At 68.4% G+C, this 17726-nt stretch carries 11 protein-coding genes, 2 rRNA genes, 1 pseudogene and 1 riboswitch (1 of these 15 only partly in view); of the genes and pseudogenes, 1 reads left to right on the forward strand and 13 read right to left on the reverse strand.

Annotation, left to right across the window (positions count from 1 at the left end; all coding sequences use genetic code 11):
* Positions 1-46: 46 nt before the first annotated feature.
* Positions 47-2932: an aminomethyl-transferring glycine dehydrogenase gene (gene gcvP / locus SGLAU_RS05405; protein ID WP_043498823.1), complete on the reverse strand. Its 2886-nt coding sequence runs from the start codon at positions 2930-2932 to the stop codon at positions 47-49.
* A gap of 176 nt (positions 2933-3108) precedes the next feature.
* Positions 3109-3204, reverse strand: a riboswitch (glycine riboswitch).
* Positions 3205-3318: 114 nt separating this feature from the next.
* On the opposite strand from gcvP, the gene SGLAU_RS05410 reads away from it, so the two are divergent.
* On the forward strand, positions 3319-3690 hold the full coding sequence (locus SGLAU_RS05410) for a PRC-barrel domain-containing protein (protein WP_043506321.1): 372 nt from the start codon (positions 3319-3321) through the stop codon (positions 3688-3690).
* A 487-nt stretch (positions 3691-4177) separates the two neighbouring features.
* Here the strand turns inward: SGLAU_RS05410 and SGLAU_RS05415 are convergent.
* The 12 genes and pseudogenes from SGLAU_RS05415 to SGLAU_RS05470 all read right to left on the reverse strand — a co-directional run.
* A pseudogene (locus SGLAU_RS05415) lies at positions 4178-5578 on the reverse strand (DNA polymerase IV); the annotation flags it as partial.
* A gap of 136 nt (positions 5579-5714) precedes the next feature.
* The gene (locus SGLAU_RS05420; protein WP_078957609.1) at positions 5715-6359 is read right to left on the reverse strand and encodes a MerR family transcriptional regulator; all 645 of its coding nucleotides are present in this window, start codon (positions 6357-6359) and stop codon (positions 5715-5717) included.
* A 254-nt stretch (positions 6360-6613) separates the two neighbouring features.
* The gene (locus tag SGLAU_RS05425; RefSeq protein ID WP_004002801.1) at positions 6614-7087 is read right to left on the reverse strand and encodes a bifunctional nuclease family protein; all 474 of its coding nucleotides are present in this window, start codon (positions 7085-7087) and stop codon (positions 6614-6616) included.
* A 162-nt stretch (positions 7088-7249) separates the two neighbouring features.
* Positions 7250-7987, reverse strand: coding sequence for a MerR family transcriptional regulator (locus SGLAU_RS05430; RefSeq protein WP_043498827.1), 738 nt, complete (start codon positions 7985-7987; stop codon positions 7250-7252).
* A gap of 43 nt (positions 7988-8030) precedes the next feature.
* Entirely contained in the window at positions 8031-8993 is a 963-nt protein-coding gene (locus SGLAU_RS33400) for an FHA domain-containing protein (protein WP_078957610.1), read from the reverse strand.
* Positions 8994-9054: 61 nt separating this feature from the next.
* Positions 9055-9888 (reverse strand): DUF881 domain-containing protein, encoded by an 834-nt coding sequence (locus SGLAU_RS05440; RefSeq protein WP_043498830.1) that lies wholly within the window; start codon positions 9886-9888, stop codon positions 9055-9057.
* Positions 9889-9893: 5 nt separating this feature from the next.
* Positions 9894-10226, reverse strand: coding sequence for a small basic family protein (locus tag SGLAU_RS05445; RefSeq protein ID WP_003988855.1), 333 nt, complete (start codon positions 10224-10226; stop codon positions 9894-9896).
* Positions 10223-11152: a DUF881 domain-containing protein gene (locus tag SGLAU_RS05450; protein ID WP_099052768.1), complete on the reverse strand. Its 930-nt coding sequence runs from the start codon at positions 11150-11152 to the stop codon at positions 10223-10225. The genes SGLAU_RS05445 and SGLAU_RS05450 overlap by 4 nt, the downstream gene beginning before the upstream one ends.
* 98 nt (positions 11153-11250) lie before the next feature.
* Complete coding sequence (locus SGLAU_RS05455; RefSeq protein WP_043498834.1) at positions 11251-13746, reverse strand: mannose-1-phosphate guanyltransferase; 2496 nt, start codon at positions 13744-13746, stop codon at positions 11251-11253.
* A 115-nt stretch (positions 13747-13861) separates the two neighbouring features.
* A complete protein-coding gene (locus SGLAU_RS05460) occupies positions 13862-14470 on the reverse strand; it encodes a CDP-alcohol phosphatidyltransferase family protein (RefSeq protein WP_043498835.1) in 609 nt (202 codons plus the stop codon).
* A gap of 111 nt (positions 14471-14581) precedes the next feature.
* Positions 14582-14698 (reverse strand): 5S ribosomal RNA (rrf, locus tag SGLAU_RS05465).
* An 86-nt stretch (positions 14699-14784) separates the two neighbouring features.
* Positions 14785-17726 (reverse strand): 23S ribosomal RNA (locus tag SGLAU_RS05470); it runs 181 nt beyond the window's last position.

Raw genomic sequence — 17726 nt, forward strand, 5'->3', positions numbered from 1 at the left:
GTGGACGGCCGGAGCGGGGCCCTCGCGTGCGCGGGGTCCGCGCGGATCAGTCCTCGTAGGCGTCCAGCGGCGGGCACGAGCACACCAGGTTCCGGTCGCCGAACGCCTGGTCGATCCGGCGCACCGGCGGCCAGTACTTGTCGGCGGCGGAGACCCCGCCCGGGAAGACGGCCTCGGCGCGGCTGTACGCGTGCTCCCACTCCCCGCCGAGCGCTCCCGCGGTGTGCGGCGCGTTGCGCAGCGGGTTGTCGTCGGCGGGCCACTCACCCGTGCCGACCTTCTCGATCTCCGCGCGGATGGCGATCATCGCGTCGCAGAACCGGTCCAGCTCGGCCAGGTCCTCGGACTCCGTCGGCTCGATCATCAGCGTCCCGGCCACCGGGAACGACATCGTCGGCGCGTGGAAGCCGTAGTCGATGAGCCGCTTGGCGACGTCGTCGACGCTCACACCGGTCGCCTTGGTGATCGGGCGCAGGTCGATGATGCACTCGTGCGCGACCAGGCCGCCGGGGCCCGTGTACAGCACGGGGTAGTGCGGCTCGAGGCGCTTGGCGACGTAGTTGGCGCTGAGCACCGCCACCTGCGTGGCCCGCTTCAGGCCCTCGCCGCCCATCAGCCGGACGTACGCCCAGGAGATCGGCAGGATGCCCGCGGAGCCCCACGGGGCGGCCGAGACCGGGCCGACGCCCGTCTCCGGGCCGGCGGCCGGCTGGAGCGGGTGGTTCGGCAGGTACGGCGCCAGGTGCTCGCGGACGGCCACCGGGCCGACCCCGGGACCGCCGCCGCCGTGCGGGATGCAGAACGTCTTGTGCAGGTTCAGGTGCGAGACGTCGCCGCCGAAGTGGCCCGGCTTGGCGAGGCCGACCAGCGCGTTCAGGTTGGCGCCGTCGACGTACACCTGGCCCCCCGCCTCGTGCACCCGCGCGCAGATCTCGGAGACGTGCTCCTCGAACACACCGTGCGTGGACGGGTACGTGATCATGAGCACCGCCAGCTCGTCGCGGTACTGCTCGATCTTGGCCCGCAGGTCCTCGACGTCGATCTCGCCGTCCTCGGCGGTCTTCACGACCACGACCTTCATCCCGGCCATCACGGCGCTCGCGGCGTTCGTGCCGTGCGCGGAGGACGGGATCAGGCAGACGGTGCGCTGGTCGTCACCGTTGGCCCGGTGGTAGCCGCGTACGGCGAGCAGACCGGCCAGCTCGCCCTGCGAACCGGCGTTCGGCTGGAGGGACACCTTGTCGTAGCCGGTGACCTCGGCGAGCCGGTCCTCCAGCTCGCGGATGAGGGTGAGGTAGCCCTCCGCCTGCTCGGCGGGCGCGAACGGGTGCAGAGCGCCGAACTCGGGCCAGGTGACCGGCTCCATCTCGGTGGTCGCGTTGAGCTTCATGGTGCACGAGCCCAGCGGGATCATGCCGCGGTCGAGGGCGTAGTCCCGGTCGGCGAGCCGGCGCAGGTAGCGCAGCATCGCGGTCTCGGAACGGTGCTGGTGGAAGACCGGGTGGGTGAGGAAGTCGTCGGTGCGCAGCAGCCCGCCGGGCAGGGAGTCCGCGGTGTCCGCGTCCAGCGCCTCGACGTCCGCGTCGACGCCGAAGGCGGCCCACACGGCGGCCAGCTGCGCGCGGCCGGTGGTCTCGTCGCAGGCGATCGACACCTGGTCGGCGTCGACGAGCCGCAGGTTGACGCCGTTCTCGCGGGCGGCGGCGACGACCTCGGCGGCCCGGCCGGGCACCCGCGCGGTCACCGTGTCGAAGAACGCGCCGTGGACGACCTCGACGCCACCGTTGGCCAGGCCCGCGGCGAGGATCGAGGCGTAGCGGTGGGTGCGCCGTGCGATGCCCTTCAGGCCGTCCGGCCCGTGGTAGACGGCGTACATCCCGGCCATCACGGCGAGCAGCACCTGCGCGGTGCAGATGTTGCTGGTCGCCTTCTCGCGGCGGATGTGCTGCTCACGGGTCTGGAGCGCGAGGCGGTAGGCCCGGTTGCCGTCGGCGTCCACGGACACGCCGACGAGCCGCCCGGGCAGGCTGCGGGCCATCTTGTCCTGCACCGCCATGTAACCGGCGTGCGGCCCGCCGAAGCCCATGGGCACGCCGAACCGCTGGGTCGTGCCCACGGCGATGTCCGCGCCCAGCTCGCCCGGCGACTTCAGCAGGGTGAGCGCGAGCAGGTCGGCGGCGACGGTGACGAGCGCGCCCAGCTCGTGCGCCTGGTCGATGACGGCCTTGATGTCGCGCACGGCACCGGAGGCGCCCGGGTACTGGATCAGGACGCCGTTGATCTCGCGCTCGGCGACCTCGGCGGGGATGCCGTCGCTCAGGTCCGCGACGACCACCTCGACACCGGTCGGCTCGGCGCGGGTCTGGATGACGGCGATGGTCTGCGGCAGCGCGTCCGCGTCGACCAGGAACAGGCCCTTCTTGTTCTTGCCCATGCGCCGCGACAGCGCCATCGCCTCGGCGGCCGCGGTGCCCTCGTCGAGCAGCGAGGCGCCGGAGGTCGGCAGGCCGGTCAGGTCGGCGACCATGGTCTGGAAGTTCAGCAGCGCTTCCAGACGGCCCTGGGAGATCTCGGGCTGGTACGGCGTGTAGGCCGTGTACCAGGCCGGGTTCTCCATGACGTTGCGCAGGATCACGGGCGGCGTGAAGGTGCCGTGGTAGCCGAGACCGATCATCGAGTCGAGGACCTGGTTGCGGTCGGCCAGCGCCCGCAGCTCGGCCAGCACCTCGGCCTCGGTGCGCGCACCCGGCAGGTCCAGGGCGTCGGCGTTCTTGATCACATCCGGGACCGCGGCGGCGGTCAGCTCGTCCAGCGAGCCGTAGCCGATCTGCGCGAGCATCTTGGCCCGAGCCTCCTGGTCGGGCCCGATGTGGCGCTGCTCGAACGGAATGCCCTGTTCGAGCTCGGAGAGCGGAATGCGATGGGCGGTCATTGCGGAGGCCTCCTGGTCTGACGCGACCTGCGAGGGGCACCACGGCGCGGGTGCCCGGACGGCCTCCCCCTCTGTCATCTCAACCTGAGAGCTTCACCGGACCACCCGCGGGGATCCGGCTTTCACCGTCGGTGAGAGCGGAAGCCGTCGACACCCGCTCTGCTTTCCAGAGTGACCTCGTCCGTGCGGTACGTGAGCCTGAGAGATTCCGGGGAGGATTTGCTCCTTCGGCGCCTCCGGTCGTCTCCGGAGGACTCTCCCGCACGGGGTCAGCAGCCGTTGCCAGCCTACCAGCGCGGTCAACGCCCAGGCGTTCGAGTGGCCGCCCGCCCCAATGTGCTCTTTCGTAGTGCTAACGGATGAGTTGCGACCACGTGGAGGGCCCGGTGCAGACCGACATCGATCCGCGCAACCTGATCGGCCGCAAGGCGTTCGACCGCAATGGCACCAAGATCGGCACCATCGACGAGGTCTACCTCGACGACGCGACCGGTGTGCCGGAGTGGGCGGCCATACGCACGGGCCTGTTCAGCAGGGACGCCTTCGTCCCCCTCGAGCCCAGCGAGCTGGTCGAGGGCAGCCTCCACGTGCCCTTCGAGCGCGCCCTGATCAAGGACGCCCCCGACTTCGGCGTGGGCCGGCATCTCTCCCCCGACCAGGAACTCCAGCTCTACCACCACTACGGCCTCGACATCGCGTCCCCGCCCGCCCTCCCCGACCACGAGTTCGGCAAGCTGGCGGGTACGGACGAGACCTGAGCCCCCGGGGTGAGCGGCCACCTGCGGGGGCCCGGGCGAGCACCCACCGGCTTCACCCACCGAGCCCGCCCGGTCCCACCCGCACGGCCCCTCACCCCGGGCCCATTCCGTCCCCGCGCCCGGGACCACCCGGCCTGCGGTAGCCGCCCGGCCCGCCGGAGGCGCCCGGCCCGCCGGAGGCGCGGAAGCCTGCGGCACGGACCGGACCACCGGACAGGACCGGACCGCCCGCACCGCCGGGACCACCGGGACCACCGGGACCACCGGGGGCGCGGAAGCCCGCGGCACGGACCGGACCACCGGACAGGACCGGACCGCCCGCACCGCCGGGACCACCGGGACCACCGGGACCACCGGCACGGTCCGCGGCACCGAGGTCACGGTGATCACCCGGATCATCCTGGTCGCCGCGGTCCCCCCGTCCACCCGGGTCAGGTGAACCGTCCCCGTCACGCGGGTCGCCCGGAGCGCGCAGCTCACCCCGGTGCGGCAGCTCGCCCGGAGCACCCGGATCACCGGAGCGCTCCCTGTTCCGCGACTCCCCCCGCTCCCCGGGTCTTCGCCGCACCAGGGGCAGCGGATCCGCCGGCTCCAGCGCCGGATCGTCGATCCGGAACGTCCGCACCCGGCCCGGCGCGGAATCCGGCGTCTCGAACCGCACGGTCACACGCCCCAGCCCGCTGCCCTGCACCCAGCCGTGCCCGTACTCGGCGTGCACCACGTCGTGTCCCGCCGGCCAGTGCCGCTCGGCGGGCTCGCTCCGCACCGGTGTCCGCTCCTCGGCCCCGGCCTCGGCGGGCCCGTCCTCCCGCTCTCCCGCCGCCTGCGCGAACAGGTCCTCCTGCGTGTAGTCCGCGAGCCCGGTGACACCGACCCCCAGCAGCCGGACCCCGCCCGTGGTGTCCACCGACTCCAGCAGCCGCGCCGCGGCCTCCCGCACTACCGCCGGGTCGTCCGTGGGCCCGCGCAGGGTCTCGGAGCGGGTCAGCGTGGAGAAGTCGTACCGGCGCACCTTCAGCACGATCGTCCGCCCCGACAGCCCCGCGCCCCGCAGCCGCCGCACACACCGGTCCGCCAGCCGCTGCACCTCCAGGCCCACTCGGGCCCGGTCGTGGATGTCCACGTCGTAGGTGTCCTCCACGGAGACCGACTTCGCCTCCCGCTCGGCCACCACGGGCCGCTCGTCCCGGGCGAGCGCCATGGCGTGGAGCGCGTGCCCGTGCGCCTTGCCGAGCAGGCGCACCAGCTCGTCCTCACCCGCCTCGGCGAGTTCCCCGACCGTGGTGATGCCGGCCCGCCGCAGGTGGTCCCCCGTCGCCGGGCCCACGCCGGGCAGCGTCCGCACCGGCATCGGCGCGAGCAGCTCCCGCTCCGTCCCCGGCCGGATCAGCACCAGCCCGTCCGGTTTCGCCTGCTCGGACGCGATTTTCGCGAGCATCTTGGAAGCCGCCAGCCCCACCGAACCGGTCAGCCCGGTCACCGCGCGGATGTCCGCGCGCAGCTTCCTGCCCGCCAGCCGCGCCGATTCCTCGTCCCAGGCGGCGCCCCCGGCCTCCAGGTCCACGAACGCCTCGTCGAGGCTCAACGGCTCCACAAGCGGGGACAGCGATCCGAGCAGTGCCATCACCTGCTCACTGATCGAGCGGTACAGAGCGAAGCGCGGCACCAGATACGCGGCGTTCGGCGCCAGCCGCCGCGCCTGTGCCATCGGCATCGCCGAGTGCACGCCGAACACCCGCGCCTCGTACGAGGCGGTGGCGACCACACCGCGGGGCCCCAGCCCGCCCACGATGACGGCCTTCCCGCGCAGGCTCGGCTTCGACGCCTGCTCCACCGAGGCGAAGAAGGCATCCATGTCGAGATGCAGGATCGTGGGCGCGGTTCTCACATCTCCGATGCTGCACCACACCACTGACAATGCGGCGGCGCGTCTCGGAAAGCGCTTGAGGATCGCTCAGCCCGCCGCCCCGGCAGCAGGAACCTCGGGACCCGGTACGCCGGTGTGCGACGGCCCTCACGGCCCCTCAGACCGCGCGGTTGCGCCGCCGTGCCAGCTCGTCGGCCGGGTTCTGCCCGACCAGCGTCTCCCCCGTGTCGATGCGCTCCCCGTGCAACTGGGACAGCGCGTTCTCGACGTCCCGCCAGACCACGCCCACCGCGATCCCGAAGACTCCCTGGCCGCCCTGGAGCAGCGCGTGGACCTCGTCGGGCGAGGTGCACTCGTACACCGTCGCGCCGTCGCTCATCAGCGTCATGCGCTCGAGATCGCGGAAACCGCGTTCCCTGAGGTGCTGCACCGTGGTGCGGATGTTCTGCAGGGACACCCCGGTGTCGAGGAACCGCTTGACGATCTTGAGAACGACGACGTCGCGGAAGCTGTAGAGCCGCTGGGTCCCGGATCCGTAGGCGGGCCGCACGCTCGGCTCGACCAGGCCCGTGCGCGCCCAGTAGTCGAGTTGCCGGTAGGTGATGCCGGCGGCCGCGCAGGCCGTCGGTCCCCGGTAGCCGACCTCCTCGGCCGCCCGGGGCTCCGCTCCCTCGCCGTCGGGCACCGCCGCAGGCCGCTGCGGAGTGTGATCGGCCGCCCTGCCGTGAAGCGGATACGGACCGCGCTCCCCGAAACCGCGTCCGGGGACACCCCCAGCCGTACCGTCGCCGCTGCTTCTCACGCCGACCTCCGTCCTTGACCTGCCTTCTCGACGGTAGGCAGTCACCAAGGGTGCGTCAACGATCGCCACACTCGGCACGCCGAGTGATAATCACCCTAAGAGTGGTTTCCCGTGCCCCACCGCGGGGAAAGGCTAGCCGAATGCTCTCGGCGGGAGCCGCAGGACGCTCTCACTCGCCGTCGGCACATGCCCACGGCGTGCGATCACGGAGCACGCGGCCCGGCGGACCGGAAGCCACCGGACCGCGCCCCTCCTCACTGGCTGCTGGTGCCGAAGTCCTCGGGCGAGATCTGGTCGAGGAACTCGCGGAACTTCTCCACCTCGTCCTCCTGCTCGTCCGGGATCGCGATACCGGCGTCGTCCAGCACCCCGTCACTGCCGTAGATCGGCGTGCCGGTGCGCAGGGCCAGCGCTATGGCATCGGAAGGACGGGCGCTCACCTCGACTCCGCTGGCGAACACCAGCTCCGCGTAGAAGACGCCTTCACGCAGGTCCGTGATGCGCACTTCGGTGAGCTCCTGGCCGACGGCCTCCAGCACGTCCTTGAACAGGTCGTGGGTCAGCGGCCGCGCGGGGGCCATGCCCTGCTGGGCGAAGGCGATCGCCGTCGCCTCCCCCGGCCCGATCCAGATGGGGAGGTAACGGTCGCCTCCCACTTCACGCAGGAGCACGATCGGTTGGTTGGAGGGCATTTCCACCCGGACACCTACGACATCGAGCTCGTTCACACAGCAACCCTAGGCCGTGCCCGGGATGTTTGGGTAGTCGGGCCGGTATCAGGCGTTCGATCCGGCCGCCGGCACCCCGTCGGCCGGGCTCCGGCGACCCGCGCCGGGACCACCCTCGGAGCGGCGTCCCGCGGCCCTGACCGCGGGGTGGCACCCGGGGGCTCAGGGCAGCCGCACCCCGAGCGCGGTCCGCACCAGCGCCGCGTGCAGCCTCATGGTGAGGCCCGCCAGCTCCTTGGTCCGCGCCTCGGCGAGTGCCCGGGTCTGGGGATTGCGGTGGCGTCTCAGCGGAGCGACCACCTGGTCGACCAGTCCGGCCTCCCGGTCGGCGGCGGCCTTCATCAGCCGCAGGTGACGCGGCTCGATCCCGAAGCGCCCCAGCTCGGCCACCAGGGCCGCCACGGTGACGGCCTCCGCGTCGTACACCCCGTCCGCCAGGGCCGTGATCAGGCCGTACGCCTCCCACTCGGCCAGCTGGCGCTCGTCGATCCCGGCGGCGGCGAGCAGCTCGGCCCGCCCGATCCGGGCCGCCGTGGGCCCGTCCGTCTGCTCCGGCACGGCCTCCCCGTCACGCTGCCTGCCGAGCGCGGGAAGCCGTACCTCCTCACCGCGCTCCATCGCATCGAGGTGCTCGCGGATCACCTTGAGCGGCAGATAGTGGTCCCGCTGCATCCTCAGGACGTGGCCGAGACGCTCGACGTCACCGGCGCTGAACTTGCGGTATCCCGAAGGAGTCCGCTGCGGTTCGATCAGCCCCTCGGACTCCAGGAAACGGATCTTGGAGATCGTGACCTCGGGGAACTCCTCGCGCAGCACGTTCAGCACCGTGCCGATGCTCATCAGCCCACTGTCCGCGGCGGCGGTACCGTGGCCGGCACCGCCGCTCGGTGTTTGAAGCATGGACCTTCCCTGGGGTTCCCCCGGGGCTGCGCCCGGGGGAGGGTCAGATGCCCTGCCGGCTGGCGTGGAACACCAGCCGGTACTTGCCGATCTGCACCTCGTCGCCGTTCGACAGCGCGACCTGGTCGATCCGCTCCCGGTTGACGTACGTCCCGTTCAGGCTGCCCACGTCGGCCACCGTGAACGAGCCGTCGGGGCCGCGCCGGAACTCCACATGCCGCCTGGAGACGGTGACGTCGTCCAGGAAGATGTCGCTCTGCGGATGACGGCCGGCCGTGGTCAGGTCGCTGTCCAGGAGGAAACGGCTGCCCGAGTTCGGCCCGCGGCGCACCACCAGCAGGGCGGAGCCCAGCGGCAGCGCGTCGACGGCGGCCTGCGCCTCCGGGGAGAGCGTCGGCATCGCCGTCTGACCGGTGGCCTCGGCGTCGTAGGCCTCCAGCCCGCTGATGGAGATCGTGGAGGTCGTCTCCGACGGACGCTCCGGGGCCGCGCCCGGCCGCAGCGGCGCGCCGCAGTTCGAACAGAAGCGGCTGCTCTGCGCGTTGCGGTTACCGCACCTCGTACACACCAGGACCGACATGGACGGATCCTCCTGCCGCGGCTGCCCCGCCGGGGCACTGGACGCGTACGGACCGGAGGGGAACCCTCCGCCCGTACCCGGGGCCGACGGTTGCCCGAAACCTATGCCGCCGGACTGGGCAGGGTCAACGGACGGCGCGCCCTGGCCTCCCGGAATGTCACCGCCCGGACCAGCCACCTGGTCCCGGAACAGCGGGCGCTGGCCCTCCGCGTCAGGCTGGGCGCGATGGCGAGCGGTCGCGTTGCTGTCGCGGTCCTCTCGTGCGCTCTTGCCGAACAACTTCGCAAACAACTTCACGGGCGATTCCCCTTGACCGAAACAGACCCGCCCGTGGGGCAGGACGAACCCTGATTGCACACACTGGTCGAGCCGGACATCCTCACAACGTCCGTGTCCACCAGACAGTTTCCACCACGCACCACCCAATCGGTGCGCCGACCCCCCGCAACCTCATGCCCTCGCCGGAAGTCCGCCATGCACCGGCGGTTCACCGGGAGGACGACCGAGCGTAGTCAGGTCGCTCCGCGGCCCGCAAGGCGTCCACGACGATCTTGTCGGACCGCTCGACGGTCACGGTGGCCTGCTCCTTCTCGAGCGTCTGCACCACGCCTCCAGGGATGTTCAGCGCCGGTTCGAGGTCCTGCGGCTTGCCGATGACCTTGAAACGATAGGGCGTGTTGATCTTGTTCCCGTCGACGCTCACGCTTTTGCCGGAATCCGTGAGGTAGGTGCCGGCAACCACACGGACGCCGTTCACCTGGATCGCCTCCGCGCCCGCGGCCCGCAGCTCCTGGATGGCGTCGAGCAGCATGTCCGCCTCGACCGTCCCCTTCGTGTCCTCGATGGTCATGGTGATGCCGGGGCCCTCCGCGGCCACCGTGCCCGCGAGGACGCCGAGTTGCCGCTCCTTCTCGATCGTCTGGCGACGGGCCTCCTCCGCCTGGTTCGAGCTGTTCTCCAGCTCGTCCCGCTGCTTCTCGAGCCCCTGCTTCTCGTCTTCAAGACGCTGGGTGCGGTCGTCGAGTTCATCGAGGATGCGGACCAGATCCTCCTGGCGCGCGCCGCGCAGGGCGTCGTCGCCGTCGCTGTTCGACGCGACCTGCACGGCCAGGCCGAAGCCCAGCCCGAACAGCAGCACCGCCACGATGAGTTGGGCCCGCGTGACGCGCGGCGGCCACAGCCCCTTCACCAGCCGCTGCCGGCCGGTGAGCGCCGGCTCGGCCGCTTCCTCCGGCTCACCGGCCCGCGGCGCGGCCGCCGGCACCTCCTCGGGCAGCTCCCTGCGCAGCCGGTTCTCGCCCGTTTCGTCCAGGTTGCTCATCGGCCTCACGCCCGGAACACGTGCCGGCGGATCGCCGCGGCGTTGGAGAAGATGCGGATGCCGAGCACGACCACCACACCGGTGGACAGCTGGGCGCCCACGCCCAACTTGTCGCCCAGGAACACGATCAGCGCGGCGACGACCACGTTCGACAGGAACGAGACCACGAAGACCTTGTCGTCGAAGATGCCGTCGAGCATGGCCCGCAGGCCACCGAAGACGGCGTCGAGCGCCGCCACCACGGCGATCGGCAGATACGGCTCGACGACCGCCGGAACCTCGGGCCGGACCAACAGGCCGGCCACGACTCCCACGACGAGGCCCAGTACGGCGATCACGATGTGCCTTTCTCAGTTCTCGGCTGTGCTGACTCTGTGCTCGGCCGCGCGGTGCGCACGGTCACGCTCGGCGCGGCCGGAAGCCGCAGCTCGTCCTCCACGGAGATGGCGGTCCGGATGCCGAAGTTCTCCTGGAGGGCATGCAGGTAGAGCCCGTCGGCGCTGTTCTGGAACCGGGTGCTCAGGTTCTTGCCGTCCCCCAGCGCGAGCACGGTGTACGGCGGGACCAGCGGCCGGTTGTCGACCAGTATGGCGTCGCCCGCGGCCCTGATCGCCGACAGCGCGGTCAGCCGCTGCCCGTTGATCGACACGGCTTCCGCGCCCGACTCCCACAGACCGTTGACCACGCGCTGCATGTCCCGGTCACGCACCCGGCCGGTGTCGGAGAAGCTGGAGGTCCCGCGCGGGTCGCCGTCACCGCCGGCACTGGAGTCCTTGGCGTCGTCGACGACGAGTTTCACACCCGGGCCGTGTACCTCGGTGGCGCCCGACAGGATGCCCATCAGCTCCATGCGGTCGCTGCCACCGCTCTGCTTGAGCGCGGCCCGCCGGCGCGCGTCGACCTCGTTCCGCAGCTCGTCGACATCGCTCTCCAGCTCGTCGGCGGCCTCGGTCTCCCGGTCGATCCGGTCGACCAGCTCCTCCCGCTCCTTCGCGAGAGCGGGGGCGGCCACGCGCGCCTGTGCCGCGCCGACGGTGACCACGAGCGCCGCCAGGACCAGACCGGCGGCCAGTCCCAGCCGGGCCCGCAGCGTCCTGGGCATCCCCCTGTCTCCCGCGGCCTTCTTGCGCGCCGCCGCCTCGGCGTAGCCGTCGTCGAGGCTGTGGTCCATGACATTGGTGAGCAGTGACATGGACGCGTCCGGACGCGCATGCGCGCGCGTGGACGTGCTCCGAACGGGGGGCTCCTGCGGCATGCCGCACATCGTCGCATGTCGCGCCCGGTACCTCCGAACGGCCCCACCGGCGTGCCGGACAGGCCCCTTGCGGGAGACTTGTCCGGCACGCGCGCGTACGGGGCGTTCTACCGGCCGGCGCTGTCCACGACCGCCGACCACTCGTCGAGCAGGGCCTGGGCGGAGGCGTCGTCCGGCCCCTCGGCCCACAGGTGGGTGACCGCCTCCGCCGGGTCGGGCAGCACCATCACCCAGCGTCCGTCGGCCTCCACCACGCGCACACCGTCCGTGGTGTCGACGTGACGGTCTCCGGCCGCCTCGACGACCCGCCGCATGACGAGGCCCTTGACGGCCCACGGAGTCGCGAGGTCCCGCTTGAGGACGTGAGCCCGCGGAATCCGGGCGTCGATCTGGCTCAGGGTGAGCTGGGTGCGGGCCACCAGCCCGATCAGCCGCACGAAGGCCGCCGTGCCGTCGAAGACACTGCTGAACTCCGGAACGATGAAGCCGCCCTTGCCGTCCCCGCCGAAGATCGTCGACTCCTCGGCCCCGACCCGGGTCAGGTCGTCCGGCGACGTGGTGGTCCACTCCACCTGCGTCCCGTGGTATGCCGCCACCTGTTCCGCGATCCGGGTCGTGGTGACGGGCAGGGCCACCCGTCCGCTGCGCCGCTCGGCGGCCACCAGGTCGAGCATCACCAGCAGCGCCCGGTCGTCCTCGACGATCCGCCCCTTCTCGTCGACCAGCGACAGCCGCTCGCCGACCGGGTCGAACCGCACGCCGAACGCCGCGCGCGCGGACGCGACGATCTCACCGAGGCGCACCAGCCCCTTGCGCCGCGCCTCCGCGGACTCGGTCGGCCTGGTCTCGTCCAGGCCCGGGTTGATGGTCAGGGAGTCCACCCCGAGCTTGCCGAGCAGGCTCGGCAGCACCAGGCCCGCGCTGCCGTTCGACGCGTCGACGACGACCTTCAGCCCGGACTCGGCGATCCCGGTCGTGTCGACGTTGCGCAGCAGCGACCCGGTGTACGAGTCGAACACGCTGGACGGGAAGTGCAGGTCTCCGATCTCGCCCGGGAAGGCCCGCCGGTACTCCTGCCGCGCGAACACCCGGTCGAGCTTGCGCTGGCTGGCCTGCGACAGATCCGCGCCCTGGCTGTCGAAGAACATGATGTCCACGGAGTCCGGCACGCCCGGCGTGGTCCGGATCATGATGCCGCCGGCACTGCCCCGCGCGGTCTGCTGCCGCGCCACCGGCAGCGGTACGTTCTCCAGGTCCCGGACCTCGATCGCGCTGGCCTGCAGCGCGGAGATCACCGCCCGCTTCAGCGCGCGGGCACCACGGGAGTGGTCACGCGCGGTGGTGACCGTCGCGCCCTTCTTCAGCGTCGTGGCGTACGCGCCGGCCAGCCGCACCGCGAGTTCGGGTGTGATCTCGACGTTCAGGATGCCGGAGACGCCGCGGGCGCCGAAGAGGTGCGCCTGTCCCCTGGACTCCCAGATGACCGAGGTGTTGACGAAGGCACCGGCCTCGATCGTCTTGAAGGGGTAGACCCGCACATTGCCCTGGACGATCGATTCTTCACCGACCAGGCACTCGTCGCCGATGACCGCGCCGTCCTCGATCCGCGCGGCCCGCATGATGTCGGTGTTCTTGCCGACCACGCATCCGCGCAGGTTGCTGTGCGGCCCGACGTACACGTTGTCGTGCACCACGGCCTTGTGCAGGAAGGCGCCGCTCTTGACGACGACGTTGGATCCGACGACGGTGTGCTCGCGGATCTCGGCTCCGGCTTCCACCTTGGCGTAGTCGCCGATGTAGAGCGGCCCCCGCAGGACGGCGTCGGGGTGCACCTCGGCGCCTTCGGCCACCCACACGCCGGGGGAGATCTCGAAGCCGTCGATGTCGACGTCGACCTTGCCCTCGAGGACGTCGGCCTGCGCCTTCACGTAGCTCTCGTGGGTGCCGACGTCTTCCCAGTAGCCCTCGGCGACATAGCCGTAGATCGGCTTGCCTTCCTTCATGAGCTGCGGGAAGACGTCCCCGGACCAGTCGACGGGCACATCGGCCTCGACGTAGTCGAAGACCTCGGGCTCCATCACGTAGATGCCGGTGTTCACCGTGTCCGAGAAGACCTGGCCCCAGGTCGGCTTCTCCAGGAAGCGCTCGACCTTGCCTTCCTCGTCGACGATGGTGATGCCGAATTCCAGCGGATTCGGCACCCGCGTCAGGCAGACGGTGACCAGGGCTCCCTTTTCCTTGTGGAAGTTGATCAGGTCCGTGAGGTCGAAGTCGGTCAGAGCGTCACCGGAGATGACGAGGAAGGTGTCGTCCTTCAACGCCTCTTCGGCGTTCTTGACGCTTCCCGCGGTACCGAGAGGCTTCTCCTCGTTGGCATAGGTGAGCTCCATTCCGAGCTCCTCGCCGTCACCGAAGTAGTTCTTGACCAGCGAGGCCAGGAACTGCACGGTGACGACGGTCTCGTTGAGACCATGCCTTTTGAGCAGCCGCAGAACGTGCTCCATGATCGGCCGGTTGGCCACCGGCAGGAGCGGCTTGGGCATGCTCGAGGTCATAGGGCGAAGGCGCGTGCCTTCGCCGCCGGCCATCACGACGGCCTTCATGTCGGAAGCGTCCTCCTACAAGAGACGACGGTCTCGCCGACTTCACCCGTCCGAATTGTCCCGCACTTTTGCCGTGCGGGCCATCGCGCCGTTGCGACCGCACCAATCGGCGAGTTCAATCGGCCTCGGCGTCCGCACGAACGAGGCGGCGGACTTGGACCACGTAGAGGACTCCTGCCCACCAATAGAGGGTTGTACCCCATCCGGCGAACGCCCATCCGAAAATAGCAGCGAGTGACGAGAGCCAGCCAGTTCCGTCACTGAGCAGCAGCAACGGGAAGGCGTACATGAGGTTGAAGGTGGCGGCCTTCCCGAGGAAGTTCACCTGCGGCGGCGGATAGCCGTGCCTCCGAAGGATGCCCACCATCACGAGGAGCACCAGCTCCCGCGCCAGCAGTACGGCGGTCAACCAGAGTGGCAGGATCTCCCGCCAGGTGAGGCCGACCAGGGTCGACAGGATGTACAGCCGGTCGGCCGCGGGGTCGAGAAGCCGGCCGAGGCTGCTGATCTGGTTCCAGCGCCTGGCCAGCTTGCCGTCCAGGTAGTCGCTGACGCCGCTGAGAGCCAGCACCAGCAGCGCCCAGCCGTCGCTCTTGGGGCCGCCGAACTCCGGCCTGAGGATCAGCCACAGGAAGAGGGGCACGCCGACGAGACGCGCCATGCTGAGGATGTTCGGGATGGTGAGGACCCGGTCTGTCTGAACACGGGTCTCCTGGACCTCCACCCGGGGGCCTCCTGTGGGAAAACGTACCGACGATGCTCCCCGACCTTACCTCAACGCAAAAAAGCTCTGGCTCTCGGGCGGTATTGCCCGAAAGCCAGAGCTCTAAAGGTAGTTCGGCGGCGTCCTACTCTCCCACAGGGTCCCCCCTGCAGTACCATCGGCGCTGTAAGGCTTAGCTTCCGGGTTCGGAATGTAACCGGGCGTTTCCCTCACGCTATGACCACCGAAACACTATGAAACAATCAACCGCACCACACCACACGGGTGTGGGGTTGTTCGTGGTTTCAGAACCAACACAGTGGACGCGAGCAACTGAGGACAAGCCCTCGGCCTATTAGTACCGGTCAACTCCACACGTTACCGTGCTTCCATATCCGGCCTATCAACCCAGTCGTCTACTGGGAGCCTTACCCCATCAAGTGGGTGGGAGTCCTCATCTCGAAGCAGGCTTCCCGCTTAGATGCTTTCAGCGGTTATCCCTCCCGAACGTAGCCAACCAGCCATGCCCTTGGCAGAACAACTGGCACACCAGAGGTTCGTCCGTCCCGGTCCTCTCGTACTAGGGACAGCCCTTCTCAAGACTCCTACGCGCACAGCGGATAGGGACCGAACTGTCTCACGACGTTCTAAACCCAGCTCGCGTACCGCTTTAATGGGCGAACAGCCCAACCCTTGGGACCGACTCCAGCCCCAGGATGCGACGAGCCGACATCGAGGTGCCAAACCATCCCGTCGATATGGACTCTTGGGGAAGATCAGCCTGTTATCCCCGGGGTACCTTTTATCCGTTGAGCGACGGCGCTTCCACAAGCCACCGCCGGATCACTAGTCCCGACTTTCGTCCCTGCTCGACCCGTCGGTCTCACAGTCAAGCTCCCTTGTGCACTTACACTCAACACCTGATTGCCAACCAGGCTGAGGGAACCTTTGGGCGCCTCCGTTACCCTTTAGGAGGCAACCGCCCCAGTTAAACTACCCATCAGACACTGTCCCTGATCCGGATCACGGACCCAGGTTAGACATCCAGCACGACCAGACTGGTATTTCAACGACGACTCCACCTGAACTGGCGTCCAAGCTTCACAGTCTCCCAGCTATCCTACACAAGCCGAACCGAACACCAATATCAAACTGTAGTAAAGGTCCCGGGGTCTTTCCGTCCTGCTGCGCGAAACGAGCATCTTTACTCGTAGTGCAATTTCACCGGGCCTATGGTTGAGACAGTCGAGAAGTCGTTACGCCATTCGTGCAGGTCGGAACTTACCCGACAAGGAATTTCGCTACCTTAGGATGGTTATAGTTACCACCGCCGTTTACTGGCGCTTAAGTTCTCAGCTTCGCCTGGACGAATCCAAGCTAACCGGTCCCCTTAACGTTCCAGCACCGGGCAGGCGTCAGTCCGTATACATCGCCTTACGGCTTCGCACGGACCTGTGTTTTTAGTAAACAGTCGCTTCTCGCTGGTCTCTGCGGCCACCCCCAGCTCAAGGAGCAAGTCCTCTCACCGGGTGTGGCCCCCCTTCTCCCGAAGTTACGGGGGCATTTTGCCGAGTTCCTTAACCATAGTTCACCCGAACGCCTCGGTATTCTCTACCTGACCACCTGAGTCGGTTTAGGGTACGGGCCGCCATGAAACTCGCTAGAGGCTTTTCTCGACAGCATAGGATCATCCACTTCACCACAATCGGCTCGGCATCAGGTCTCAGACTATGTGCCAGGCGGATTTGCCTACCTGACGTCCTACACCCTTACCCCGGGACAACCACCGCCCGGGATGGACTACCTTCCTGCGTCACCCCATCACTCACCTACTACCAGCTCGGGTCACCGGCTCCACCACTCCCCATCACTCCGAAGAGATCAAGGGCGGCTTCACGGGCTTAGCATCACTGGATTCGATGTTTGACGCTTCACAGCGGGTACCGGAATATCAACCGGTTATCCATCGACTACGCCTGTCGGCCTCGCCTTAGGTCCCGACTTACCCTGGGCAGATCAGCTTGACCCAGGAACCCTTAGTCAATCGGCGCAAACGTTTCTCACGTTTGTATCGCTACTCATGCCTGCATTCTCACTCGTCAACCGTCCACAACTACCTTCCGGTGCTGCTTCACCCGGCAGACGACGCTCCCCTACCCATCCACACACCCGTTGGGGCTTCCATGTGAATGACACGACTTCGGCGGTACGCTTGAGCCCCGCTACATTGTCGGCGCGGAATCACTAGACCAGTGAGCTATTACGCACTCTTTCAAGGGTGGCTGCTTCTAAGCCAACCTCCTGGTTGTCTGTGCGACTCCACATCCTTTCCCACTTAGCGTACGCTTAGGGGCCTTAGTCGATGCTCTGGGCTGTTTCCCTCTCGACCATGGAGCTTATCCCCCACAGTCTCACTGCCGCGCTCTCACTTACCGGCATTCGGAGTTTGGCTAAGGTCAGTAACCCGGTAGGGCCCATCGCCTATCCAGTGCTCTACCTCCGGCAAGAAACACACGACGCTGCACCTAAATGCATTTCGGGGAGAACCAGCTATCACGGAGTTTGATTGGCCTTTCACCCCTAACCACAGGTCATCCCCCAGGTTTTCAACCCTGGTGGGTTCGGTCCTCCACGAAGTCTTACCTCCGCTTCAACCTGCCCATGGCTAGATCACTCCGCTTCGGGTCTTGAGCGTGCTACTCCACCGCCCTGTTCGGACTCGCTTTCGCTACGGCTTCCCCACACGGGTTAACCTCGCAACACACCGCAAACTCGCAGGCTCATTCTTCAAAAGGCACGCAGTCACGAGACACCAGCAAGCTGATGTCCGACGCTCCCACGGCTTGTAGGCACACGGTTTCAGGTACTATTTCACTCCCCTCCCGGGGTACTTTTCACCATTCCCTCACGGTACTATCCGCTATCGGTCACCAGGGAATATTTAGGCTTAGCGGGTGGTCCCGCCAGATTCACACGGGATTTCTCGGGCCCCGTGCTACTTGGGTGTCTCTCAAACGAGCCGCTGACGTTTCGACTACGGGGGTCTTACCCTCTACGCCGGACCTTTCGCATGTCCTTCGCCTACATCAACGGTTTCTGACTCGTCCCACGGCCGGCAGACCGTGGAAGAGAGATCCCACAACCCCGCATGCGCAACCCCTGCCGGGTCTCACACGCATACGGTTTGGCCTCATCCGGTTTCGCTCGCCACTACTCCCGGAATCACGGTTGTTTTCTCTTCCTGCGGGTACTGAGATGTTTCACTTCCCCGCGTTCC

Origin of the sequence: Streptomyces glaucescens (assembly GCF_000761215.1) — a bacterium.
Classification (GTDB): domain Bacteria; phylum Actinomycetota; class Actinomycetes; order Streptomycetales; family Streptomycetaceae; genus Streptomyces; species Streptomyces glaucescens_B.